General features: G+C 59.1%; 24 protein-coding genes, 1 pseudogene and 1 riboswitch. Of the genes and pseudogenes, 10 read left to right on the top strand and 15 right to left on the bottom strand.

Annotated elements, in window-relative coordinates; all coding sequences use genetic code 11:
• The first annotated feature begins 9 nt into the window (after positions 1–9).
• A pseudogene (locus ACR6A7_RS04065) lies at positions 10–758 on the top strand (2-phosphosulfolactate phosphatase).
• On the opposite strand, the gene ACR6A7_RS04060 reads toward ACR6A7_RS04065, so the two are convergent.
• The gene (locus ACR6A7_RS04060; RefSeq protein WP_434123525.1) at positions 733–1470 is read right to left on the bottom strand and encodes a metallophosphoesterase; all 738 of its coding nucleotides are present in this window, start codon (positions 1468–1470) and stop codon (positions 733–735) included. The pseudogene ACR6A7_RS04065 and the gene ACR6A7_RS04060 overlap by 26 nt on opposite strands.
• Before the next feature lie 357 nt (positions 1471–1827).
• Between ACR6A7_RS04060 and ACR6A7_RS04055 the strand changes: the two genes are divergently transcribed.
• The 3 genes from ACR6A7_RS04055 to ACR6A7_RS04045 are packed head-to-tail and all read left to right on the top strand — an operon-like array spanning position 1828 to position 3311.
• The gene (locus ACR6A7_RS04055) at positions 1828–2073 is read left to right on the top strand and encodes a ParD-like family protein (RefSeq protein WP_434123523.1); all 246 of its coding nucleotides are present in this window, start codon (positions 1828–1830) and stop codon (positions 2071–2073) included.
• Complete coding sequence (gene map, locus ACR6A7_RS04050) at positions 2070–2858, top strand: type I methionyl aminopeptidase (protein WP_434123522.1); 789 nt, start codon at positions 2070–2072, stop codon at positions 2856–2858. Before ACR6A7_RS04055 ends, map begins: the two co-directional genes overlap by 4 nt.
• Positions 2859–2879: 21 nt before the next feature.
• Positions 2880–3311, top strand: coding sequence for an SDR family NAD(P)-dependent oxidoreductase (locus ACR6A7_RS04045; RefSeq protein WP_434123520.1), 432 nt, complete (start codon positions 2880–2882; stop codon positions 3309–3311).
• Positions 3312–3348: 37 nt separating this feature from the next.
• On the opposite strand, the gene ACR6A7_RS04040 is transcribed toward ACR6A7_RS04045, so the two are convergent.
• Entirely contained in the window at positions 3349–4410 is a 1062-nt protein-coding gene (locus tag ACR6A7_RS04040; protein WP_434123519.1) for a diguanylate cyclase, read from the bottom strand.
• A gap of 232 nt (positions 4411–4642) precedes the next feature.
• On the opposite strand from ACR6A7_RS04040, the gene ACR6A7_RS04035 reads away from it, so the two are divergent.
• Entirely contained in the window at positions 4643–4801 is a 159-nt protein-coding gene (locus ACR6A7_RS04035; RefSeq protein WP_434123518.1) for a hypothetical protein, read from the top strand.
• On the opposite strand, the gene ACR6A7_RS04030 is transcribed toward ACR6A7_RS04035, so the two are convergent.
• The 9 genes from ACR6A7_RS04030 to ACR6A7_RS03990 all read right to left on the bottom strand — a co-directional run bounded on the left by ACR6A7_RS04030 (position 4798) and on the right by ACR6A7_RS03990 (position 11912).
• Entirely contained in the window at positions 4798–5316 is a 519-nt protein-coding gene (locus ACR6A7_RS04030; RefSeq protein WP_434123517.1) for an O-acetyl-ADP-ribose deacetylase, read from the bottom strand. The genes ACR6A7_RS04035 and ACR6A7_RS04030 overlap by 4 nt on opposite strands.
• A gap of 69 nt (positions 5317–5385) precedes the next feature.
• The gene (locus tag ACR6A7_RS04025; RefSeq protein ID WP_434123516.1) at positions 5386–6327 is read right to left on the bottom strand and encodes an ABC transporter substrate-binding protein; all 942 of its coding nucleotides are present in this window, start codon (positions 6325–6327) and stop codon (positions 5386–5388) included.
• Between the two features lie 9 nt (positions 6328–6336).
• The gene (locus ACR6A7_RS04020; RefSeq protein WP_434123515.1) at positions 6337–7071 is read right to left on the bottom strand and encodes an ABC transporter permease; all 735 of its coding nucleotides are present in this window, start codon (positions 7069–7071) and stop codon (positions 6337–6339) included.
• Positions 7064–7798 carry an ABC transporter ATP-binding protein gene (locus ACR6A7_RS04015; protein WP_434123513.1) on the bottom strand — a complete coding sequence of 245 codons (735 nt, stop codon included), beginning with the start codon at positions 7796–7798 and terminating at the stop codon, positions 7064–7066. Before ACR6A7_RS04015 ends, ACR6A7_RS04020 begins: the two co-directional genes overlap by 8 nt.
• Positions 7795–8763: a HesA/MoeB/ThiF family protein gene (locus tag ACR6A7_RS04010; RefSeq protein ID WP_434123512.1), complete on the bottom strand. Its 969-nt coding sequence runs from the start codon at positions 8761–8763 to the stop codon at positions 7795–7797. The genes ACR6A7_RS04015 and ACR6A7_RS04010 overlap by 4 nt, the downstream gene beginning before the upstream one ends.
• Before the next feature lie 12 nt (positions 8764–8775).
• On the bottom strand, positions 8776–9534 hold the full coding sequence (locus tag ACR6A7_RS04005) for a thiazole synthase (RefSeq protein ID WP_434123511.1): 759 nt from the start codon (positions 9532–9534) through the stop codon (positions 8776–8778).
• A gap of 3 nt (positions 9535–9537) precedes the next feature.
• Entirely contained in the window at positions 9538–9735 is a 198-nt protein-coding gene (thiS, locus tag ACR6A7_RS04000; RefSeq protein WP_434123510.1) for a sulfur carrier protein ThiS, read from the bottom strand.
• A complete protein-coding gene (locus ACR6A7_RS03995) occupies positions 9719–10660 on the bottom strand; it encodes an FAD-dependent oxidoreductase (RefSeq protein WP_434123509.1) in 942 nt (313 codons plus the stop codon). Before ACR6A7_RS03995 ends, thiS begins: the two co-directional genes overlap by 17 nt.
• A gap of 140 nt (positions 10661–10800) precedes the next feature.
• Positions 10801–10920, bottom strand: a riboswitch (TPP riboswitch).
• 41 nt (positions 10921–10961) lie between these two features.
• Positions 10962–11912 (bottom strand): DMT family transporter, encoded by a 951-nt coding sequence (locus ACR6A7_RS03990; protein WP_434123507.1) that lies wholly within the window; start codon positions 11910–11912, stop codon positions 10962–10964.
• 599 nt (positions 11913–12511) lie between these two features.
• On the opposite strand from ACR6A7_RS03990, the gene ACR6A7_RS03985 reads away from it, so the two are divergent.
• The 4 genes from ACR6A7_RS03985 to ACR6A7_RS03970 all read left to right on the top strand — a co-directional run bounded on the left by ACR6A7_RS03985 (position 12512) and on the right by ACR6A7_RS03970 (position 16346).
• Positions 12512–13405 (top strand): SDR family oxidoreductase, encoded by an 894-nt coding sequence (locus tag ACR6A7_RS03985; RefSeq protein ID WP_434123506.1) that lies wholly within the window; start codon positions 12512–12514, stop codon positions 13403–13405.
• 84 nt (positions 13406–13489) lie between these two features.
• Complete coding sequence (locus ACR6A7_RS03980; protein ID WP_434123505.1) at positions 13490–15331, top strand: glycoside hydrolase family 15 protein; 1842 nt, start codon at positions 13490–13492, stop codon at positions 15329–15331.
• Positions 15331–15855 carry a VOC family protein gene (locus ACR6A7_RS03975; RefSeq protein WP_434123504.1) on the top strand — a complete coding sequence of 175 codons (525 nt, stop codon included), beginning with the start codon at positions 15331–15333 and terminating at the stop codon, positions 15853–15855. The genes ACR6A7_RS03980 and ACR6A7_RS03975 overlap by 1 nt, the downstream gene beginning before the upstream one ends.
• Before the next feature lie 323 nt (positions 15856–16178).
• Entirely contained in the window at positions 16179–16346 is a 168-nt protein-coding gene (locus ACR6A7_RS03970; protein ID WP_071997418.1) for a con-10 family general stress protein, read from the top strand.
• Between the two features lie 214 nt (positions 16347–16560).
• Here ACR6A7_RS03970 and ACR6A7_RS03965 read toward each other — a convergent pair whose 3' ends face one another.
• The 3 genes from ACR6A7_RS03965 to ACR6A7_RS03955 form a co-directional block, all read right to left on the bottom strand.
• Complete coding sequence (locus ACR6A7_RS03965) at positions 16561–18540, bottom strand: autotransporter outer membrane beta-barrel domain-containing protein (protein WP_434123502.1); 1980 nt, start codon at positions 18538–18540, stop codon at positions 16561–16563.
• Positions 18541–18798: 258 nt separating this feature from the next.
• Positions 18799–19125: a gamma-glutamylcyclotransferase family protein gene (locus ACR6A7_RS03960; protein WP_434123500.1), complete on the bottom strand. Its 327-nt coding sequence runs from the start codon at positions 19123–19125 to the stop codon at positions 18799–18801.
• A 439-nt stretch (positions 19126–19564) separates the two neighbouring features.
• Entirely contained in the window at positions 19565–20614 is a 1050-nt protein-coding gene (locus tag ACR6A7_RS03955) for an NAD(P)-dependent alcohol dehydrogenase (RefSeq protein WP_434123499.1), read from the bottom strand.
• 109 nt (positions 20615–20723) lie between these two features.
• Here ACR6A7_RS03955 and ACR6A7_RS03950 point away from each other — a divergent pair, with 109 nt between their 5' ends.
• Positions 20724–21113: a winged helix-turn-helix transcriptional regulator gene (locus tag ACR6A7_RS03950; RefSeq protein WP_434123498.1), complete on the top strand. Its 390-nt coding sequence runs from the start codon at positions 20724–20726 to the stop codon at positions 21111–21113.
• A gap of 33 nt (positions 21114–21146) precedes the next feature.
• On the opposite strand, the gene ACR6A7_RS03945 is transcribed toward ACR6A7_RS03950, so the two are convergent.
• Positions 21147–21968, bottom strand: coding sequence for a Cof-type HAD-IIB family hydrolase (locus ACR6A7_RS03945; protein WP_434123497.1), 822 nt, complete (start codon positions 21966–21968; stop codon positions 21147–21149).
• Positions 21969–22159 lie beyond the last annotated feature (191 nt).

Here is a 22159-nt window from a genome sequence, read left to right as displayed (position 1 = left end):
GAAAGCCTCGTGCAATGGTTCAGTCAGAATAAATATGAGATTCGCCTGGAATGGGGCCTGTCTGCCGTAGAGCATCTTGCAAGGGAGGTCGACTGTGCTGTCATTGTTGACGTTATGTCGTTCTCAACGAGCGTCAGCCTGGCTGTCGATAAGGGGGCCCGCATTTATCCGTATCCGTGGAAAAACGAGTCTGCCAGCGAGTTCGGCAGGAAATCGGCGCGAAGACAGCCAGTCCTGACAGAAGATTCAGCGCTGGAGATTACAGCTTGTCACCAGTCTCGATTCAGAGGATTAGCGAGGGTGAAAGTCTGGTACTTCCATCTCCTAATGGTTCGGCCATTTCATTCAAAGCCAGGGATGCAGGCATTACGGTTTTCAGCGGCTGCTTCAGAAACCTTTCTGCTACGGCAGAAGCGTGTAGCGGCTTCAGGCGTGTCCTGGTAATCCCCTGTGGAGAGCGATGGCCAGATAACAGCATTCGTCCCGCTGTTGAGGATTATGCAGCAGCCGGTGGCATCATCGCCGCAATGGGACGCGGGAGTTGTTCTCCTGAAGCGCAGTCAGCCATTGCTGCCTGGCAGTTTTATCAAAAGCAAAACCTGCTGCCGCTTCATGAGTGTTCTTCAGCGCTTGAGCTTCAGCAGCGAGGGTTTAATGAGGATATCGCTCTTTGTCTTGAAGTGGATACAGCTAAGCTGGCATGCCAGCTGTATGGTGATTTTTATGCATCGGTTAAACGCATACATGGTGGCTGGTAAGAATGTCACTGCTGTAGCGGTGAATCATTAATGCGGGTGGATCATCGACAGGAGGAATATGTTTTGTTCCAAACCAGACGGGATTGGCCGGGCAGACAGAGCCACATAGATAAGCGGGAACGCCTGCGAACGTGCCAGCAATCGGTCGGTGAACATGTCCGGCACAAATGGCCAGTAGTCTGGCCGATGTACGTTTAAGTAATTCATCTAACTTATCCAGACCTCTGCACATCGATTTATCCAGCGTAGGTATGCCTGATTTAAATACGTGATGATGAATAAACAGTAGTGATGGCAAGCTCTCAGCTTTACTGAGTTGTTTATCAAGCCATTCGAGGTGAGCAGTCACGCTGCCATAATCGTGAGTATCAACCGTAGAATCCAGACCTATTAATCGCAGACTGCCAACATCATGGATAAAGTGCAGGGTTTCCGCAGGCGCATCAGTCGCCCATTTATTTTCCGCCCATACCGAACGCATCAAACGGCGGTCGTCTGAATTGCCTGGCAGGACGAACGAAGGATAACTCTGCTGGCTCAGGCGATCAGCTATCTGTTTGTAACCCTCATGCCAATGTCCGTCAGTTAGATCACCCGTAAGCACCAATACGTCAGGTCGCAAATGCGTAAGCCACATTAGCACCCGGTCAAACCGTTGTAAGTTATCGTTTTCAGGTGACGCGTGGATATCTGAAACCTGCGCTATCAACATAAAGACCTCGACGATGAAGGTGCGACGCTCAACCCAGGGGTTAATTTATATGTAGAGTGTGAGCCAACATTATGACGCTGAATATGATTGAGCTGATGCTTTGAAAGTACAGCAGACAACGGGCAAATTTTAGGCCCAGTGAGGCAGGCCAACAAAATGTTCAGCGCCTCATAGACGCAGTTGAGGTGCCCAGGCGCTGCCACAAGGTTTCTCGCCGCAGGCCCATCTGCTCCATACGGAATTCAATCGCCTCTAAAAGAAGAGGTGTAAAGGTGAAGCAGCGCTACATTCCTCTTGCACATCAGCCCGCAAAGCGTAACCTATATACAAACCATATACGTTTCATATAGGCCAACCATGGGCATTGTTAAAATATCCGATCTGATGCATGAAAATCTGCGTATCGCCAGCCAGGCGATGAGCCGCTCCATTAACGCGCAGGCTGAACACTGGCTCAAGCTGGGCATGCTGGCAGAGCTCTATCCGCACTTTACCCAGCAGGAGCTGGCGCAGTTGCTGATCCGCGTCGAACTGGAGCATGGCAGCGACCTGCGTCAGCTCCTCTCCCCTGCCGACCGCCTGCCACAAGGAGAAGCGCAGTGAAGAGAAGCGTAAAGATCCATACCCAGGAACAAATTGAGCTGGCGCGCGCGGCGGGCCACGCGGCGGCACAGGTGCTGGCGATGATTGCGCCGCACGTGCAGCCAGGCGTCACCACAGAAGAGCTGGATGAGATCTGCCACGATTTTATCGTTAACGAACTGAAGGTGATCCCCGCCAATATCGGCTATCAGGGCTACACGCGCACCACCTGCATCTCGGTGAACCACGTGGTGTGTCACGGCATCCCCTCGGCCAAAAGGCTGAAAAAAGGGGATATCGTCAATATCGATATCGGCATCATTAAAGAGGGCTGGTACGGCGATACCAGCCGCATGTACTTTGTCGGCGAACCCTCGGTGCGTGCGCGGCGGCTGGTGGATATCACTTATCAGTCGCTGGTCGCGGGCATTCACGCCGTGAAGCCGGGCGCGACGCTGGGCGATGTCGGCGCGGCGATCCAGCGCGTCGCGGAAGGCGCCGGTTTCTCCGTGGTGCGCGACTATTGCGGCCATGGCGTCGGTCAGATCTATCATGACGAGCCGCAGGTCCTGCACTACGGCACGCCCGGGCAAGGTCTGGCGCTCGAGCCCGGCATGATCTTTACCATTGAGCCGATGATCAACGCCGGTAAAGCGGGCACCAGCGTGCTCTCGGACGGCTGGACGGTGGTCACCAAAGATCGCTCGCTTTCGGCGCAGTGGGAACATACCCTGGCGGTAACGGAAAGCGGATTTGACCTGCTGACGCCCTGGCCAGACGGCTACGGCGACTATCCTGCGATTTAACGCCCGCGCAGGTGGGAAGGCATGATCCAGCGCGGTAGCGGACATGTGCTGATGACCTCGTCTGTTTCCGGCACCACGCCAGTTCCTTTCGAAGCGATTTATGGCGCGTCTAAAGCCTTCGTCAACTCCTTCTTCTGGGCCATACGCAACGAACTGAAGGGCAGCGGCCTGAATATGACGCTGCTGATGCCCGGTGCCACGGAAACCAATTTCTTCAAAAATGCGGGGCAGACCGACACCATCGTCGGCGCCTCGCAGCCGACGAAGCCGAGCGAAGTCGCCGAGCGCGCCTGGTACGCGCTGATGAGCGGTCATGAATATGTTTACGGCAGCGACGAGGCTGAACATGAGGGCGACGTGCTCAATCGCCTTCAGAGTGAATCCCAGAAGGCGCAGCGCCATCGCATGATTTCTGAACCGGGCTCGGCCGGTAAAAAAGCCTCATCAGGCTGACAGCGCGCGCTCTGCTGGGGAGTTTAACGCTCGGCGTTTACGCCGGCTGCCAGAGGCACACGCCGTTGCGGCCGTCGCGCTTCACCTGATAGAGCGCCTCGTCGGCGTGGCGCAGCCAGTGGTGGATCGAATCCGCCTTGCTGGCGGGCGCAATGCCGATACTCACCGTGCAGGAAAAGTCCGCCGACGTGGGCAAACGAAGCTGCGCGATGCGCGTTTTCAGGGTGTGCGCCAGCGCCAGAATCCCGTCATCCTGCGCATCGCGCACGATAACGCAGAGTTCGTCGCCGCCGAAGCGCGCCGGAATATCCTCGATGCCGACGCCGTCGCGCAGCAGCGCGGAGATCTCCGCCAGCAAAAAATCCCCCGCTTCATGGCCAAAACTGTCGTTGACCGCTTTGAAATGGTCGACATCGATCAGCATTAGCCAGGCGGCGCTTTCCCCGCGACGAGTGCGCAGAAACTCGCTCTCCAGGCGACGTTCAAACAGCCGCCGGTTGGGGATCTTCAGCCCTGGATCCATCAGCGCGATCCGCTCAAGCTCACGATTTTTCAAACGCAGACTCAGCGTCAGGTTATACGAGACCACGCTTAACGCCAGCAGATAGAAGGTGGCGAGCGGCAGCGTCAGCCACACCGTGCGCGTGCTGAAGCTCATCGTGACCGGCGCGCCCTGCATCGCCCAGGTCAGCACGAAGGCGACCAGGAAAGCCTGAAGCGCGGCGATAAGCTGCGCCAGGCCGCCCGCGGCGTAGCGGTCTGCCACCAGAACCGCCATGATAACGAAAGACGGCAGCGGGCTGATCGCCATCATGGCCACCCAGATGCCGCCAAAGGCGGCGTCCAGCGTCAGGTTAGTACGTTCGCGTCCGGTAGGATCGTCCGAGGCGAGTGCCAGCCGCCATGCCACCCAGGGCCAGAAAAAGGCGTTAACGAACAGCAACGCGCAGACGCTCAGGCTTTTTCCCGACTCCATTAATACCGACAGAATGGGATAGAAGCAGAGAAGGGTTCCCAGCTGTCGCATAGCAAACATGCGCCTGACGAACCGTGTCGAGCGTAACTTCAGATGCCTGTCATCAGGAGAATAATAATTCATTAAATCAGTATTGAGAGGCGGATGGTTCTCGCAGTTTATCGGGATTTGATTTAAATCGGTGAAATTTTTTAGGAATTTTCTTATCTTCTCACAAAGATGCTCAAGAAAGCCGCCCGGACAGGTTAATGAGCGGGGTTTTAGTGTGGCCAGGATAAGTTTTTAGTAGAAGTGTAAATCGGCTGTCGCCCCCGCTGCTGGCATGTTAAATAAGGCTTTTTTAGCAGGAGTTCGCATGTCAGCATACTTACTGGTTTCACTTATGGCGCTCTGTATTGCGCTGGGATTCTTATTCATGGGCGTGAAGCGCCAGCAGAAAAACCTGCTGACGCGTGCGGGCGTCTACGCCGTGGTAGCCGTCGTGCTGCTTATCCTTGGCCTGGTGATGCCTTAGTTAAGCAGTGCGGCATAGATTGCGTAATTCTCCTCATCGAAACAGACAATTTTCACCTCTTCCAGCGCTGGATAGTCCGCCAGCGCCGCTTCTGTCGCCGCCAGCGCAATGTCAGCCGCCTTCTGCTTTGGAAAACGGTAGATGCCGGTGCTGATGCCGGGAAACGCGATGCTCCTGATATCGTGCTGCCGTGCCAGCTCAAAACAGCTGTCATAGGCGCGCCTTAGCAGCTCCGCCTCTTTCTGACTGCCGCCGTTCCAGACCGGACCCACGGTATGAATAACATAGCGTGCAGGCAGTTTTCCCGCGGTGGTGATCACCGCATCGCCGGTAGGGCAGCCGCCGTGCCGGTTGCGAATAGCCCGACACGCCTCCAGTATCTCCGGCCCGCCGGCGCGGTGAATGGCACCATCTACGCCGCCGCCGCCGAGCAGCGAACTGTTCGCCGCGTTAACAATCGCGTCGGCCTCGATTTTGGTGATATCGCCTGCCATCAGCGTGATCTTCTCTCTCATCATTAGCTCCTTATCCTGTTCGTTAAGTCTAGACGCGCCGGATAACGAGCACGCGGGCAACGCGCCCCTTTACTGCGACGGCAGCGAGTAGCGCGACATCGGCGCGACCTGGCCAATAAGCTTATTGTCCAGCATATAACGCGCAAACGCCTGATAGCGCGCCTCGTCAAAGCGACCGGCATCGCTGGCGAACAGCGGCACCGTCGCCTGCCACGCCTGGTGGTTAAGCGGCGTGTTCAGCTCCGGGTAAGCGCGGATAAACGCCTGCCAGACTGCTTCCGGATGGGCACGCAGGTAGGCCACGCCCTCGTTCAGCCCATGCAAAAACTTGCCGATACGCGGGTCGGTGGCTGCGGTTCCGGCATTCGCCAGCAGGATCAGTTCGTCATAGGCGGGCACGCCGTGATCTTCTGGCTTGAACGTCAGGGTTTCCGCGCCCTGCTGCTTAAGCTCCAGCAGCTCGTAGTTGCGATAAAGGGTCATTGCGCCGCTGATTTTATGGCTAAGCAGCGCCGAGACGGCGTCCATATTAAGGTTGATCAGCTTCACTTTATCCACGTCCACGCCTGCGGATCTGAGCATGGTCTTGATGGCGACATCCTCAAACCCTGGAATGGCGTAGCCGAGCGTCTTACCCTCGAAATCTTTCAGCTGGTGGATATCGCCACTTTTCAGCGCGGTGAGGGTGTTGAGCGGCTGGCCGATCAGCGTGCCGACGCGGATGGCTGGCACCCCTTTATCCACCAGCGTGTAGAGCTGCGGCTGGTAGCCGACGGCGAGATCGGCCTTGCCTGCCGCCAGCAGCAGCGGCACCGAGGCGGAGTCCGCTGGCGCAATCATCTCAACGTCCAGCCCCTGACGCGCAAAGGCGCCGCTCTCTTTGGCAGCAAAGATCGCCGCATGGTTAGGATTAACGAACCAGTCAAGCAGCAGGCGCACCTTCTGCGCCGCCTGCGCGGGCGCCGCGCCCGCAACCAGCAGCGCCAACAACATCAGCAACACTTTTTTCACAATTATTCCTTATGCAGAGTAGAGAAAGCGACGGCGCAGCAGTGCGACGCCGCCTGATAACAGCAGCGCCAGCAGCATTAACAGCGCCAGCGCAGCGAAACTGAGCGGCGTTTCCAGCCGCGCGTTGGCGTGCATCATCAAATAGCCGAGCCCCTCACTGGCACCGACCCATTCGCCGATCACCACGCCGACCGGCGCAAGAATCGCCGCCATTTGCAGACCAGAAAAAAAATGCGGCAGCGCGGCGGGCCAGCGCACGTGCAGGAACAGCCGCAGCCGCGAGCGATTCATGGTCTGCGCCAGCTCCAGCCAGCCGGGCGGCGTGCGGCAGAGCCCGTCGAACAGCGACAGGCAGAGCGGAAAAAAGACGATTAGCGCCGCGACCGCCACTTTTGAGGCGACGCCGAAGCCGAGCCACAGCACCAGCAGCGGCGCCAGCGCGAACACGGGAATCGTCTGACTGGCGGCGACCAGCGGGAACAGCAAGCGGCGCAGCAGCGGACTTGCAGCCATCGCTATCGCCAGCGTGACGCCAGCACCGCCGCCCAGCAGCAGCGCCAGCGCGATCTCGCCGAGCGTGTAGCAGGCGTGGTGGATCAGCAGGGCGTGCTGTTGCAGCAGGGTCTGCCCTACCGACGATGGAGAGGGAAGCAGAAAAGCGGGTACGCCGCAGTAGCGCGCCAGCTGCCACGCGCCGCCGACAATCGCCATCAGCCAGGCAAAGCTTAACAGGCGCTTAATCATGACTGAGCATCTGGAAAAGCTGGCTCTGCGCCTGCAGGATTGCCTCAGCCTGCGCCGCACGCGGCACCTCGCCCTCGGGCGTCGGCATGTTGCGGACGCGCAGCGGCGCAGCCTCCAGCAGATAGATATCATGCGCCAGGCGGCACGCCTCGAGCGGATCGTGCGTAACCAGCAGCAGCGTTTTGCCGCGCAGCAGTTCGGCGGTCAGGCTCTGTAGCCGCAGCCGCGTCATAACGTCGAGGGCGGCGAACGGCTCATCCATCAGCACCACCGGGCGGTCCTGATAGAGCGTGCGCGCCAGCGCCACGCGCTGCCGCATGCCGCCGGAGAGCGAATCGGGCCGCGCATCCCCCAGTCCGGCAAGCTCAACCTGCGTCAGCAGCGCCTCCGCGCGCTGGCTATCAGGCCGCTGGCCGCTGAGCCGCGCGCTGAGCATGACGTTGTCGCGCACCGACAGCCAGGGATAGAGATCGTCACGCTGGCCCATCCAGGCGATTTGCCGCGACAGCGCACCGGGAAGCGAGCTGCTGACGCGCCCCTGCTGCGGCGTTGAGAGCCCCGCCGCCAGCCGCAGCAGCGTGCTCTTGCCCGCGCCGCTGCGCCCCAGCAGCACGCTGGTTTTGCCACCGCGCAGCCGCAGGCTGAAGCGCGCGCAGAGGGGGGCGCTCTTCCAGTCGAAGGTCACGTCGTCGAAGAGAATATCGGGGCCGTGTGATACCGGGCTCATAGCTGGTTCGCCGCGATAATCGCCAGCCGCTCGACGCCGCGCTGCGCCAGCGCGGCAGCCGCTTTCGCCGCGCGAATGCCGCTGGCGCAGACCAGCACCACGCGTCGATCGGCAGGCGGCTGCCACGCGGCGATCGCGTCGGGCAGCAGGCGCTCCACCTGCGCCGCCACGCTGTGCGGCGCTTCCGCCAGGCTGCGCAGCTCAACGATACAGTCGTCGGCATGCAGCAGTTCGCGATCGATAAAGGGAATGGCGGGCTGCGTCGGCTCCTGCGCGTCGTCAAAGCGAAAGGCGCGAAAGTGCCACTGGCTGAAGTCACAATTTATTATGCTGCCGAGCGGTGACGGACTGTGCCCCAGCAGCACGCTGAGGGCCATCTGCGCCTGCATCGCGCCCAGCGTCGCTACCGCCGGTCCCATCACACCGGCGGTGTCGCAGCTGCCAGCGGAGGCGGGCAGCCGGGGAAACAGGGCGCGATAGCCCGGCGCCCCGCCGCAAAAACCGCCAACATAGCCCTGCAGCCCCAGCACCGAGGCGCTGATCAACGGGATATTGCGCGGCCGGCAGGCGTCAGAGAGCGTATAGGTCACGGCAAAGCTGTCCGCAGCGTCGATCGCCAGATCCACCTGCAACAGCGCCTGCTCGACCGTACTGGCGCGCAGCGCCTGCTGCCGCGCCTCGGTAACGCAGTCGCGGTTGCGGGCGGCCAGTGCGCGCGCGGCGCAAACCGCCTTCGGCTGGCCGACATCCTCCTCCGTGTAAAGCGTCTGGCGATGCAGATTATGCAGCGCTACCTGGTCAGCGTCCCAGATACGCAGATAGCCGACGCCCGCGCCTGCCAGCAGCGGCAGCAGCGTCGATCCCAGCCCGCCCGCGCCGACCACCAGCACGCGCGCGGCGCGCAGCCGCTGCTGTCCTGCTTCGCCGATTTCCGGCAGCATCTGCTGCCGCTGATAACGATTCATTAGATTTTCCCGTTAGCTGAACTCTGCCAGGCCAAATACCGGCGTCGACGCGGCGGCCATATCGCGCCGCTCCATCAGGCCCGCCTGATGCGCCTGCTGCCCCGCGCGAATCGCGCTTGCGAAGGCGCCCGCCATCGCTGCCGGATCCTGCGCTTTGGCAACGGCGGTGTTGAGCAGAATGGCGTCGAACCCCATCTCCATCGCCTGCGCCGCCTGGCTCGGCGCGCCGATACCGGCGTCAATCACCAGCGGCACCCCCTTGAACCAGGCGCGGAAGCTGCGCAGCCCGTCGATATTGCGCAGCCCCTGGCCAGAGCCGATGGGCGCGCCCCAGGGCATCAGCACTTCGCAGCCCGCCTCCAGCAGTTTTTCACCGACGATGAGATCCTCGGTGGTATAGGGAAAGACCTGAAAACCGTCAGCGCAAAGAATGCGCGCCGCCTCGACCAGCGCAAAGGGATCGGGCTGCAGCGTGTCGGCGTTGCCGATCACCTCCAGCTTTATCCAGGGTGTGTCGAAGAGTTCGCGCGCCATATGCGCCGTGGTCACCGCCTCTTTCACGCTGTGGCAGCCGGCCGTGTTGGGGAGCACGCGGCGGTTGAGCTGGCTGAGCAGCTCGCGAAATGCGCCGCCCTGGCTGCCCTCACGCCGCAGGCTGACGGTGATGATCTCCGCCTCCGCGGCGCAGATCGCCTCGTGCAGAATAGCGGGCGACGGATAGCCCGCGGTGCCGAGCAAAAAACGCGAACGGGGAACAAAGCCGTAAAACATGGTTCAGCCTCCCTGCATCGGCGACAGCACTTCCAGGCGGCATCCCGCCTCCAGCCGCTGGCTCTCATACTGCGCGCGCGGCAAAAACTGGCCGTTATAGGCGCTGGCCACGCAGGCGGCGTCGATCTGCCGCTCCTGCAGCAGCGCGGCGACGGTCGTCGCCTCGGTTTCCACTCTCTGACCGTTAAGTTCGATTTGCATCATTCGACTCCTGACTAAGCAGTTGCATAAGCTGCTGCGCCATGGCGGGCGCGAGCAGAAAACCGTGACGGTACATGCCGTTAAGAGAAAAAACGCCGTCTTGATAGCGCACTTCCGGCAGGTTGTGGCGATAGGCGGGACGCCGCCCCGTGCCGCTCTCGACAATGCGCGCTTCGGCCAGCGCCGGATGGATACTCCAGGCGGCGCTGAGCAGCTCCATCATGGCGCGAGCGCTGATCGGGCTGGCGTCGTCGCTCTCGACCATGGTGGCGCCGAGCATAAAGCGGCCACGGGCGCGCGGCACCAGATAGCAGGGAAAGCGGGGATGCAGCAGCCGCACCGGACGGGAGAAATGGAGTTCATCGCACTGCAGGATCAGCATTTCGCCGCGCACCGCGCGCAGGTCGGGCTGGCAAGGGGCGGCGTGAATGCCGCGACAGTCGATCACCGTGCCGCCGGGTTTGCCGCGGTGAAAAACCACGCCGCGCGCTTCCAGGCTGGCCCGCAGCTGGCGCAGGGCGTCGCGCGGATTAAGGTGCGCTTCGTCGGGAAAAAACAGGCCGCGCGCAAAGCGCCCTGCCAGTTCAGGCTCAAGCTGCGCGGGATCGCGCCACTGGTGCTGCCGCGTCATATGCGCGAAGCGCGTCAGCTCCGCCGTGTCGCGCGGCGCGGCCACCACCAGCGTGCCCTGACGTGCGACGCCATCGACCCGCTGCGCCCACCAGCCGGCGGCACGCTGCCCCAGCTCAATAACCTGTTCAGGCGCGCTCTCCCCTTCGCAAAAGGGCGCCAGCATGCCGCCCGCCCAGTGCGACGCGGGCGTCTCGTCGCTGAGGATCACCTCTGGCGTCTCGCCCTGTTCAGCCAGCAGCGTCGCGACGCATAAGCCAGCGACGCCGCTGCCGAGCACCGACCAGCGGCTCATAGCGCGCACCCGGCAGAGAAAACGGTTTGAAAAAGAGTCATGTTCACGCAGGCCTCGATGTTGACGACCCGTGATACGTGAAGGGAAAAAGCGTGAGCGGTGAGCAGGCTCGCGCGGCAGGCATCTCAACGAGGTGAAAAACAATGAGATACGAGTCTTCCTACGCCAGTATCAACTGGGTCAGGTTCAAAGGGTCGCTAAACCGCGCGCTGCGCTATTAGCCTCTCAGTCTCTCTGGCGAGACTCCCCCGACGGCCATTAGTTGTAGGGCAACTGCCTGCCCGACGTCAAGCAGAGTGTGTTAATCAGGCGTTAAATCGGCGGTGTCGCGGCGGGCAGTCAGCGCCGATGCCGCAGCCCGACGCCGCTGACGTCGCTCGCTTAAAACCGTATAAATGCCAGCGAACGCCACCAGGCTGGCCCCAATCAGGGTGAGTTTCTCCGGCAGGGTGCCGAGGAAAACCAGGCCGATAATCACCGACCAGAGCAGCGAGCTGTAATCGAACGGGGCGAGCAGCGAGGCGTCGGCGTAGCGCAGGCTCAGCGTCAGCAAAATTTGCGTCAGGCCGCCGCACAGGCCGCACCCCAGCAGCAGAAGCAGCTGCTCTCCCTGCGGCACGCGCCAGCCAAACGGCAGCGTCAGCAGCGAGGTCGCGCCCGTCATGGCGGTAAACCAGAAGGCGATTGCGCCCGGCTTCTCTTTACCGCTGAGGTAGCGGATCTGAATCAGCGCGCCTGCGGTGCAGAGCGCAGAGAATAGCGCCAGCAAGACGCCGACGGAAGAGGCCAGGCTGGCGACCGTTAGCCTGGGCGCGCCGCTGAGCGACAGGTGGCCGGAGAGCATAATGACGATCCCCACGAAACCGGCCGCGACTGACAGCCAGCGATTCAGCCGCACCTTTTCGCGCAGCACTAAGGCCGCCAGCAGCACGGTGAATAGCGGCGCGGCGTAGTTAATTGCGGTGGCGTCGGTCAGAGAGATATAAATCAGCGACAGATAGCTGAGGTACATGCTGAAGGTGCCCGCCAGGCCGCGACCGATGTGCCCTTTCACGTTGCGGGTTTTAATGTTCTGAATAATGCCGCCCTGAAAGGTTAGCCATACCAGCAGCGGCATTATGCCCACCAGCGAACGAAAGAAGATTACTTCTCCCACCGGAAACGCACCCTCCAGACCTTTTACGCAGGCAAGCATCAGCGTCGAGCTAAGTGTCGCCATAATTTTGAGTGAAATTCCCGTCGACGCGCTCACGTGGCGCTCCTTATTGCCTGTTGCAGAAAAGAGCGTTCAGAGTAACCCAGACGCACGGCGCGAGCGGGGGGAAACCTCAGTAAATACAGCGTATTCTGCCTTTATGAAGCGGCCGGACAGCATAAATATGCGCCTGGTTTTTTCGCTGTTTCGCTGCGGGCGATAAAGAGCGTTATTTCCCGTTTTGCCTGGCGAGGATAAATATATTTTTTGCCCTGACCAGAAGTGCGCTACGCGTCGTTCAAAGCGCCAACGCTAAAAAAATCAGGCCAGGACAAAATGATATAAAAGCGCAACGTAAACACCAGGAATATAACTTAAATTGCTGATAATAAATAATTTATACATAAAACCATTATTAATACTTCTCGAGCAACTCAGATAAGCGTGGATTATATAAACTGTTTATTAAACCGGCATTTAAATATCTCTGGCAAAAAAAATTGTGCAGCCCACCCTGAAAAGCAAAAAGGCGTCTTATTATTAATGCTGATCTCTCAACAGGTGGATTTAATAAGCTTTCGCGAAATTTAATGTGACAAACTTCACATATGTGCCAGGCTTATTATTATCCGAAAACGATGTGCAAGGAGCTAAGCATGAGTAATCAAAACGACAAAACTCTCGTCCCGGTTGAATTTCCGACACCCTCTTTCCCAGGGCAGAAACAACCCGTGCCTGGTCTTGCCAGCAAAATGGAGCCGGTTCCAGACCATGGGGAAACAACGTACCGTGGTACGGGCCGCCTGACCGGCCGTAAGGCGCTGATCACCGGCGGTGATTCGGGCATCGGCCGCGCCGTGGCTATCGCCTATGCCCGTGAAGGCGCCGACGTGGCCATTAACTATCTGCCAGAAGAAGAGTCCGATGCGGCGGAAGTGATTCAGCTGATTGAAGCGGAAGGCCGTAAAGCCGTGGCGATCCCGGGCGACATTCGCGACGAAGCCTTTTGCCAGTCACTGGTAAAACAGGCTGTTGAGAAGCTCGGCGGACTGGATATTCTGGTCAACAACGCAGGCCGTCAGCAGTTTAATGAGTCGATCCGTACCCTCTCCACTGAAGACTTTGACGCCACGTTCAAAACCAACGTCTACGCGATGTTCTGGATCACCAAAGCGGCGGTGGATTATCTGCCACGCGGCGCATCCATTATCAATACCTCGTCCGTACAGGCTTATCAGCCTAGCGAAATTTTGCTCGATTATGCGCAAACCAAAGCCTGTATCGTCGCCTTCACCAAAACCATGGCACAGCAGCTGGGCAAAGAAGGCATCCGCGTAAACGCGGTGGCGCCGGGTCCTTACTGGACGCCGCTGCAGGTTTCCGGCGGTCAGCCGCAGGAAAAAGTGAAAGAGTTCGGTGCCAGCGCGCCGCTGGGCCGCCCCGGCCAGCCGGTTGAAATCGCGCCGCTCTATGTGACCCTCGCCTCGGTCGAAAGCAGCTACACCTCTGGTCAGGTATGGTGCTCCGACGGCGGCACCGGCACGCTGTAACCCCCTGCTTTTTGTCAAACTGGCCGCCCTGTGCGGCCAGTTTTTTCGTCTGTAGAGAATGCGTTTCAGACAAGGATGCTTCTGATGAAAAATGGTGATTACGCCTCGCCCATTCGCGAGGAGGGATTTGCTGGCCTCGGCGACTACGCTGCCATTGGCGAAGGGCGCTCCGTTGCGTTAATTGCGCCCGATGGCGCCATCGACTGGTGGTGTGCCCCAAACCTGGATTCGCCGCCGCTGTTTGACCGCTTGCTCGACCCGGCTATCGGCGGCTTTTTTTCGCTGACGCCCGTTAACCCCTGGCGCGTGCAGCGCCACTATCGCGAAGAGAGCAATGTGCTGGAAACCTGTTTCTCCACTGACGAAGGGGAAGTGCGCCTGACCGAATCGCTCAACAGCACGCTGGCGGGGCGGCTGCCGTGGAGCGAACTGGCACGTCGCGTAGAAGGGGTGCGCGGCAGCGTAACGCTTAAACTGCATTTGCGTTTCGGCACTGTGGCGGAAACGCGATCGCCCTGGATGGGCGAGACTACGCAGGGCAATGTGTTTCATATCGGCGATATCATGGCGATGCTGCGCACCAGCGACGACGTGAAGATCACCCATATGGATGACGAAGAGGTGATCGCCGAACTGACCACGCAGCCGGATTCTCGCTCGCTGGTGGCGCTGCTGATTACCCAGCGCGAACCGCTGGCGGTGCCCGATCTCGGCGCCATCGATACCCGTATTGAAACCAGCCATACTGCCTGGCAGGACTGGTGTAAAAGCCTGAGCTACGAGGGCGAGTACAAAGTCCACGTAAAACGCTCGGCGCTGTCGCTGAAGTTTCTCTGGTACTCCCCCACTGGCGCGCTGGCTGCAGCGGCCACCACCTCGCTGCCGGAAGGCATCGGCGGAGAAAAGAATTACGACTATCGCTACGCCTGGGTGCGCGACGCCTGCCTGATTATTAAATCTTTCGTCTATCTTGGCGCACTGGAGGACTGCAAGGCGGCTTTCTCATGGCTGTCGCAGACCATTCTGCGCCACGGCATTGAGCTGCGCACCTGCTATACGCTGGAGGGCGATATCGTACCGCCGGAGCGTTATCCAGCGCTGCGCGGCTACAAAGATTCGCAGCCGGTACGCGTCGGCAATAACGCACGCGACCAGCGCCAGCTAAGCATGTATGGCGATATGCTCGCCACGGCGCAGCTGTTTATCGAAGCGGGCCACGTGCTGGATTTGGGCACCTCGCGCCTGTTGGGCCAGCTGGCGAACCACTGCGCCGACCGCTGGCGTCTGAAGGATTCAGGCATCTGGGAGCTGCCCGATGAACAGCACTATACCCATTCGAAAATGGCGTGCTGGCTGGCGCTGGATCGCGCGGTCGTCATGGCCGAGGCGCGCCATATCGAACCCACCTGGATGGCGCGCTGGGCGCGTGAGCGCGACCGCATCCGCGACTGGATAGAGACACACTGCTGGTCAGAGAGCAAGCAGGCCTATCTGTTTTACGTCGGCAGCGAAGATCGGCTGGATGCATCGCTGGCGCTGGTGCATCACTACGGCAACGCGGTCAACCCGGCGCGTATGCGTTCAACCTATGCGGCGATCCAGCGCGAGCTAGGCCAGGGGCGCGCCATGCTGTACCGCTACAGCGGCGTGGAAGAGGAAGAGAGCACCTTTATCGCCTGCTCGTTCTGGCTGGCAGAGGCCTGGGCCTCAATGGGTGAAATCGACAAGGCGCGCGCCTGCATGGAGGAGATCCTGGAGACGCTGTGCGACAGCGGCAACGTTGAGATCTTTAATGAAATGTTTGATGTGCGCAGCAACGAGTGGCGCGGCAACCTGCCACAGGGCCTCAGCCACCTGGCCCTGATCTGTGCTGCGCAGGCGCTAACCTGTCATCAACGTAATCAGAACACCAAAGGAGAAGCCTGATGGCGATCAGAGGCATTGAGCATATTGGCATCACCGTCAGCAATATTGAGCAGGCGGAAAATTTCTTTATAAAGGCGCTCGACGCGTCCATTCTCTATCGCATCGTGCCCTGGCAACAGAGCGAGCAGCGTATCAGCGGCGACCAGATGCGTCCGGTTAACGGCTTTCCGTCGCAGCTGAGCGTGGTTGGGCTGTCAATGTTACGCCTGGGCAACGGCTGTAACGTGGAGCTGTTTCAGCTCGATCCGGGAATTGCTGACGATTTAGCGAATATTGGTCAGCCTGGCGTTAACCATTTCTCTATTCTCGTAGAGGATATCAACGCGACCGCAGAAAAACTGAAGGCGCACGGCGCGCGCTTTTACGACGGCCCAAACGACTGCTTTGCGCAGGAGGAAGGGGCGGGCAATCAGACCTGGTTCTGCCTGACGCCGTTTGGCGTACTTATCGAGCTAATCACCCTGCCCTCGCCGCTGGACTACGACAGCGAAGCGACCCAGACGCGCTGGCTGCCCGCCGAATAACTGCTGTACCAGACCGCGCTTCGGCGCGGCTGCCCCATCCTGCCAGGACTATTCTGAATCACTGGAGGCCATAAATTAATTTATATTTTTTACGTCAGCTTAAACCTGTACATCCTTATTATTCGTATACAACTTCACATATATTCTCTTTTATTTCCAGCCGCTTCTGCCAGCCAGATTAATTACCCTGTTATTTAACCTGCCATTTATCGCCTCGCCGCAGCGCTTGCGGAATAAAACAGGGCTTCTAATCTTAAGGCTGTAAGACGCACACAGCTTTGCAAACCGGCTGTGTTATTTCTCACTCATGAAGAGGACCCATTATGGCTCAACATCGAGGCGGATCAGGTAACTTTGCTGAAAATCGTGAAAGAGCGTCAGAAGCTGGTCGTAAAGGCGGACAGCACAGCGGCGGCAACTTTAAGAATGACCGTGAAAAAGCGTCCGAAGCGGGTAAAAAAGGCGGGCAGAACAGCCGCCGGGGCTCCTGAGCACCTGTCCGCCCACTGGGGTTCGGCGGTGTGAAAAGCGGTGTGAAAACAGGACATCGCTGAACTTAAGCCGCCAGTCACTGCGCCGGGTTGCAAAACCTGGCGCATATTTTTTTCTGCCTGCACACTAAACCGCCGCACTTCTTCATTAATTACCCCGCACAGGCGCTACACCTGTTAATCAGAGCCAGCCGTCAAGACTGGCCCATTATGATTAAAAGGTGGCGTTTACGCCGATATTCCAGCCGATTTGATGCGCATCGCGATTGCCGCCAACTGCCGATACGCCGGCAAAAGCATTGACCGTTTCGCCCAGCGGAACGTTGGCGCCGACGGCGGCGTCCAGCCAGTTGCTGTCGCGTGCGCCTGTGGTTCGGCTGAAAGCGGTGCGGGTTGACTTCAGGCCGGCGGTTACGGTGGAGTCAGTATCTCCAAACTGATGGTTGTAGCTCACCTGAGCCCAGGGATTAACCGGCCACTGATGGCTGTCGATGCGCCAGCCGATGGCGCCGATTTGCGAATGGCTGGTCTGGTCACCGTAGCGCATTGACGTACTGCTGTTGCCCTCTTCGCGGTAGCCGCCGATACGGCCATAATCGAGCGCATAGCTGGCGATGGGGCCGGTTGTAAGATGCTCGCTCAGCGGCAGGTCCCAGCCGGTTTGCACGCGCATGCCCAGCAGCTTGCCGCCGGTGTTCCCCTGCTCGGTCCGGGTGGCCGGACCGATTTTTATGTCGCGCTGGATATCGTCAAAATCCAGGTCGGCATAGTGCAGATCGGCGTTAATCCATGCCTGATCGCCCAGTTCAAGCTGGCTGTAAAGCGCCAACAGATTGCCGCGCAGTCGGTAGTCGTAGCGCGAGGAAGGCGTCTGCCGCTGATTGGTATTCGAGAAGATCACCCCAGTCTGCCAGCTATCAGTAAGCTGATAGCCGAGCCCCAGCGTAAAGCTGGCGGTGGTGGCGTCGCCGTTGTACCAGGCATCGCCTTTGTAGTCCACATGCTGGCCAGCATAGCCGCCGAATACTGACAGATCGCCCGCACTGCTCGTCTGATGCCGCTGCTGTTGCAGGTGCCCGTCCAGCGTGCTTTGCATATCGCGCGCCAGGGTTTGCGGCGCCTGGGAGAGGGCCGCGACCTGCGCGGGCGCGTCGAGAATCGACTGAATATAGTCCGCCATCATCGCATGTACATCGGGGCTGGGGTGCAAACGGTCAGCAAACAGATAGGCCTGGGCGCTGGAGAAGCCTGCGTCGGTAGAGGCGCATTCATCCGCTGCGGTGCCGACCGGGCAGGCGATGCCGATGGTATTGGTCAGGCCGTAGCGGGTCGGATCGGCGATCACCTCGTTAAACAGCCCGGCAATATCGACGCGTACAATATTGCCGTTAAGCGTCGCCAGCCCCTGCTCCTCCTGCTGGTTATAGCCCGCCGTCAGCGCCGAAACCTGCGTGCTCAGTGCCTCCCAGGCGCGATAAAGCAGTTGCGCCAGCGCGTCGCGCTGGGCTGGCACGGCGGTCACCTGAGCCGCCGCCTGGGTGAAGGCGTTGCGTACCGCCTGCTGGCGCGAGGCGACATCGGGCGTGGCGGTGCCTGCGAGGGACTGAAAGGCGGCAGTCGTGGCCGCGCTGGAGGCGGGCCCCAGCGCGCGTAACACCGTCTGGATCATATAGGGCGTTTCGCCCAGCTGCGGGACGGTCGGCACAATCACCGCGCCTGCGCCAGCATCCAGCAAGGTCTTCACCTGCGCCGTCGCCGCTGCCGCGCTGGTGCTGAGCGTATTGGTCGCGGTAGCAGGATTGGTGACGGCGGCGGCAACGTCGTTAGCGCCGATCCAGTGGATATAAAGTCCGTTGCTGTCGGCGCGTCCGCCGGTCGAGCTCAGGTAGCCGGCGAGCTGGTCTTCAGTATTGAGCCGGGGATCGAGTTGCGGCCGTGATACTGCGCCACCCTGCGCATAGTTGCTGCCGCCCAGCCTCGAGCGCTGTAGGTCCTGCCCCAGATGTGCAGCCAGAATCTCATCATAGAGCGGATGGCGAGCACCGTCCCAGGTAAAACGGCCGATATTGCCGCTGTCGCTCAGGCTGTCACCAAACACGGTAAGACTATCCCACGCCAGCGCCGACAGCGGCGTCATTAAGACGCCAAGGGCAGCAAGGGCAGCGAGAGAACGCGCGTCTTTAAGGGTTTTCATCATCGACTCCGGAAATCGCCAGGCGTCACTCGCCCGGCCGCAGGGTTGAAAGACAGACGCGGTCGAAGATGCCCGCGCAGCCTGAAAAGCGCCGCATCACTGATGCAACGTAAAAAAATTGTTAACAAGGACGATTAAAAAACTAGTCAGAGAAAAGCGCTATTGCCACTCTTTCGGCAATATTTTGTCAGGCAAGGGTTAAAACGAAACGGAGGGTAACGCGTTGTTGTGCCAGCACTCCTCGCTGGCACAGAATTTTCAGGCGGCCTGGATTTGATAAATCCAGGCAGTGACGAGATCGCCTTTTTCAGTGTTCACTGTAACTGGCACGCGTTCGTAACCCGCTTCAAATTCATCCAGCATCGGCCAGTGCTGCGCCAGGCTGGTTGACTGAAAAACATAGCCATGTACAGGCGATCCCTTGGCATCCAGCTGGATAGCCGGGAATCCCAGCGCCGCGCCCCAGCCCGACTCATGCAGTACGCCTTTCACCCACCCCGCCAGCCAGTCACCGCCGATATTTTCCAGAATATGGGCGTTGGAACGCCCCGGACACAAGGTGTCGTAGACAAACAGCTTTTCCATTTATTACCTCCTTTTAAAAGCGAAAGCCTGACTTTACCGACGATGTCAGGCAATGTCATGCTCTGCGCCGGTTACAGTGAACAGATCTGACGTCTGACTGGGCTACTGATTACAGTGAATGTTGTCGCATCGACGTCAGCACCACACTGCTGATTACAGTGAATGTGTTTGCGTCCGTGAAAGCACAGCGCGGCTGATTACAGTCAATCTGCCTGCATAGCTGCCCGACATGCGAACAACAGGCCGATCTGTTTAATCCCTGAGCGATTGTGGGATGAAATGTGATCGCATCTGTCAGTTACCAGACATTCACTGTAATCAGTAGAGAGATGAGAAAGGAGAGCGCGCTACCCATCGACGGTTAGCGCCAGGCAAAGCTGGCGATTTCAGGCTGAAACGCTTAAAAATCAAGGGGCTTATCCTTCAGCCCCTTTTGTTGTTACCAGCGCGTCTGCGCCATATCGATAACGAAGCGATATTTGACGTCGCCCTGTAGCATACGAGCGAAGGCGCTTTCGATCTCTTCACCCGCGATCATTTCGACGTCGGCGGTAATGTTGTGTTGGCCGCAGAAGTCGAGCATCTCCTGCGTTTCGCGGATGCTGCCGATAGAGGTGCCGCTAATGCTCAGTCGGCGGAAAACCATCGGCGTGACATTCGGCGACGGGTGTGGCCGATCGGGAATGCCCACCAGAACCAGCTGACCGTTGGTTTTCAGGGTCGCCAGATAGGGATCAAGATCGTGCGGCGCGGCGACGCAGTCGAGAATGATATCCAGTGAGGCCTGACGGGCAGCCATCTGCTGCTCATCGCGCGATACCACTACGTGGCTGGCGCCCAGGCGACGCGCATCGGCACCCTTTTCCGGCGAGGTGGTAAACAGCGTCACCTCTGCGCCCAGCGCGCTGGCCAGCTTCACCGCCATATGCCCTAGCCCGCCCAGCCCGATTACGCCAACTTTGTCCCCTGGCTGCACCTTATGGTGACGCAGCGGCGACCAGACGGTTACGCCAGCGCAGAGCAGCGGCGCGACCGCTTTCAGATCGAGAGTCTGCGGAATAGAAACCACAAAATGCTGATCGGCAATCAGATGTTGAGCGTAGCCGCCGAAAGTGGGGGCGCCAGTATATTTATCGGTTCCGTTATAGGTGGGCGTAAAGCCTGTCTCGCAGTATTGCTCTTCCTGCTGCTGGCAAAAATGGCACTGGCCGCAGGCGTCAACCATTACACCGACACCGACAACGTCACCCGCTTTAAAGCGGGTGACGTTAGCGCCAGCGGCTTCGACGCGTCCGACAATTTCATGGCCAGGCACCAGCGGATAACGGCTTACGCCCCACTCATTGCGCGCCATATGCAGATCGGAATGGCATACGCCGCAGTAGATAATGGCAATTTTAACGTCGTCCGGCTGCAGTTCGCGTAACTCGACCTGACCGACAGCCAGCGGTTGCGTCGCCTGCTGAGCGACCAGTGCGTTAATTTTCATGGTGTCCTCCTGATGTCTGCCTGAAGCGGCAAAGAAAGCGGCCCACTATAGACAGGCGGGGAAGCTATTGGTAGTAGTTACCTTTTGGTGACCATAAGGAAATTTTGCCATGCCAGCCTGGATTGATGGAAAGCTGATGTTTTTCGCGGATTCACCGCCGCGGCGTCTGCTGGAGCTGTTTGCCGTAAAGTGGAGCACGATGGTGCTGCACGCCCTTTATCACTGGCCTGAGCAGCGCGCGCGCACGGGTGAACTGCAGCGCAGCCTGCAGGGAATTTCCAAAAAAATGCTGGTGCAGACGCTGCGTGAGCTGGAGCAGCGCGGGCTGGTGTCGCGCAAAGTGTTTGAAGTGGTGCCGCCTAAGGTGGAGTACGCGCTGACACCGCTGGGTAAAACCTTTGCCGAACCGATTGAGCGGATGTATCAGTGGGGGCTGGAGCATCAGGCCGCGCTGGATGAGATGGAGCAGAATCTCGAGGCAGCGCGGCAGCAGGCGTAACCCCGCGGCACCGCATGAGGGGTCGGCAGAAGCTTAGCCGAAGGGAAATTCGCGCGAGAGCACGCGAGCGATAACGTTTAACGCGCCGTCGTCATTATTGCTTTCGGTTTTATAACGCGCCACGGCGCGCACCGGCTCCACGGCGTTCGCCATCGCAAAGCTGAAGCAGGCCTGGCGCAGCATCTCCAGATCGTTGGCGCTGTCGCCGATAGCGACCACTTCGCAATCGCTGATGCCCCATTTTTCCTGCAGCAGCGCAATGCCGTGCGCTTTATGACAGCCCGGAATAATCAGATCGATAAAGCCATAGCCGCTGGAGACCGGATGCATAATGTTCTCGATCTCGCCCAGCTGGTTATGCAGGCGCGCCAGCAGCGCATCGACGCCTTCATGCGCCAGGTTCAGGGAAAATTTAAAGATGGTGTCGTCGAGAGCGTAGAGATCGTCGCGTTTCTCCAGCCGGGCATAATGGTTGGACAGCAGGTTGACTACCTCATCCGGGACCGATGAGTGAACGTAGGCGCCGTTGCGCCCGCACACCACGGTGCTGATATCGGGCTCTTTTGCCAGGATGTCCAGCACCTGATGCACGCGCGATTGCGCCAGCTCGCCACAAAAAATCTCTTCATTGCTGTCTGAAACCCAGGCGCCGTTCTCGGCGACAAAGGCGATTTCATCCTTAATTTCAGGAAAGTAACGCTGCAGCTGGTAGTACTGATTGCCGCTGGCGACCACGAAACGAATGCCTTTCTCTTTCAACAGCGCGTACTGCCGCAAAAAACGCTGAACGTTGTACTCCTTGTTGTCGTCGAGAAAGGTGCCATCCATATCCACCGCGATCATCTTTACCGCCATTGTCATCTCCTTGCTGAGGCTGTTGTTTTAGTGATGCCCACTCAATAAGTAAAGCTTACCCGCAGTGTGGATTAATGAGAATTCTAATAATAAGAATGTTCAGGGCTTTCGGAGCTTTCCTGACGTCATGTGCAGGCGATCACGAAACGGGGGGTTGCCTAATCATAACTGCTCTGCTTAAACTTACGAAC

Source organism: Pantoea phyllosphaerae, from assembly GCF_051025595.1.
Classification (GTDB): Bacteria; Pseudomonadota; Gammaproteobacteria; order Enterobacterales; family Enterobacteriaceae; genus Pantoea.
Note: the sequence above shows the minus strand (reverse complement) of the source record. Positions and strands in the feature narration are given on the sequence as shown.

What these genes read in the sequence shown, in the direction of transcription:
- ACR6A7_RS04020 (WP_434123515.1), bottom strand. Translation starts at nt 7,071, where the DNA reads ATGATTAAGCGCCTGTTAAGCTTTGCCTGGCTGATGGCGATTGTCGGC.
- ACR6A7_RS03965 (WP_434123502.1), bottom strand. Translation starts at nt 18,540, where the DNA reads ATGAAAACCCTTAAAGACGCGCGTTCTCTCGCTGCCCTTGCTGCCCTT.
- ACR6A7_RS03980 (WP_434123505.1), top strand. Translation starts at nt 13,490, where the DNA reads ATGAAAAATGGTGATTACGCCTCGCCCATTCGCGAGGAGGGATTTGCT.
- ACR6A7_RS04035 (WP_434123518.1), top strand. Translation starts at nt 4,643, where the DNA reads ATGTCAGCATACTTACTGGTTTCACTTATGGCGCTCTGTATTGCGCTG.
- ACR6A7_RS04060 (WP_434123525.1), bottom strand. Translation starts at nt 1,470, where the DNA reads ATGTTGATAGCGCAGGTTTCAGATATCCACGCGTCACCTGAAAACGAT.
- thiS (WP_434123510.1), bottom strand. Translation starts at nt 9,735, where the DNA reads ATGCAAATCGAACTTAACGGTCAGAGAGTGGAAACCGAGGCGACGACC.
- ACR6A7_RS03950 (WP_434123498.1), top strand. Translation starts at nt 20,724, where the DNA reads ATGCCAGCCTGGATTGATGGAAAGCTGATGTTTTTCGCGGATTCACCG.
- ACR6A7_RS03960 (WP_434123500.1), bottom strand. Translation starts at nt 19,125, where the DNA reads ATGGAAAAGCTGTTTGTCTACGACACCTTGTGTCCGGGGCGTTCCAAC.
- ACR6A7_RS04030 (WP_434123517.1), bottom strand. Translation starts at nt 5,316, where the DNA reads ATGAGAGAGAAGATCACGCTGATGGCAGGCGATATCACCAAAATCGAG.
- ACR6A7_RS04055 (WP_434123523.1), top strand. Translation starts at nt 1,828, where the DNA reads ATGGGCATTGTTAAAATATCCGATCTGATGCATGAAAATCTGCGTATC.
- ACR6A7_RS04015 (WP_434123513.1), bottom strand. Translation starts at nt 7,798, where the DNA reads ATGAGCCCGGTATCACACGGCCCCGATATTCTCTTCGACGACGTGACC.
- ACR6A7_RS04045 (WP_434123520.1), top strand. Translation starts at nt 2,880, where the DNA reads ATGATCCAGCGCGGTAGCGGACATGTGCTGATGACCTCGTCTGTTTCC.
- ACR6A7_RS04040 (WP_434123519.1), bottom strand. Translation starts at nt 4,410, where the DNA reads ATGAATTATTATTCTCCTGATGACAGGCATCTGAAGTTACGCTCGACA.
- ACR6A7_RS04010 (WP_434123512.1), bottom strand. Translation starts at nt 8,763, where the DNA reads ATGAATCGTTATCAGCGGCAGCAGATGCTGCCGGAAATCGGCGAAGCA.
- ACR6A7_RS03970 (WP_071997418.1), top strand. Translation starts at nt 16,179, where the DNA reads ATGGCTCAACATCGAGGCGGATCAGGTAACTTTGCTGAAAATCGTGAA.
- ACR6A7_RS03985 (WP_434123506.1), top strand. Translation starts at nt 12,512, where the DNA reads ATGAGTAATCAAAACGACAAAACTCTCGTCCCGGTTGAATTTCCGACA.
- ACR6A7_RS03945 (WP_434123497.1), bottom strand. Translation starts at nt 21,968, where the DNA reads ATGGCGGTAAAGATGATCGCGGTGGATATGGATGGCACCTTTCTCGAC.
- ACR6A7_RS03955 (WP_434123499.1), bottom strand. Translation starts at nt 20,614, where the DNA reads ATGAAAATTAACGCACTGGTCGCTCAGCAGGCGACGCAACCGCTGGCT.
- ACR6A7_RS03975 (WP_434123504.1), top strand. Translation starts at nt 15,331, where the DNA reads ATGGCGATCAGAGGCATTGAGCATATTGGCATCACCGTCAGCAATATT.
- ACR6A7_RS04005 (WP_434123511.1), bottom strand. Translation starts at nt 9,534, where the DNA reads ATGTTTTACGGCTTTGTTCCCCGTTCGCGTTTTTTGCTCGGCACCGCG.
- ACR6A7_RS03995 (WP_434123509.1), bottom strand. Translation starts at nt 10,660, where the DNA reads ATGAGCCGCTGGTCGGTGCTCGGCAGCGGCGTCGCTGGCTTATGCGTC.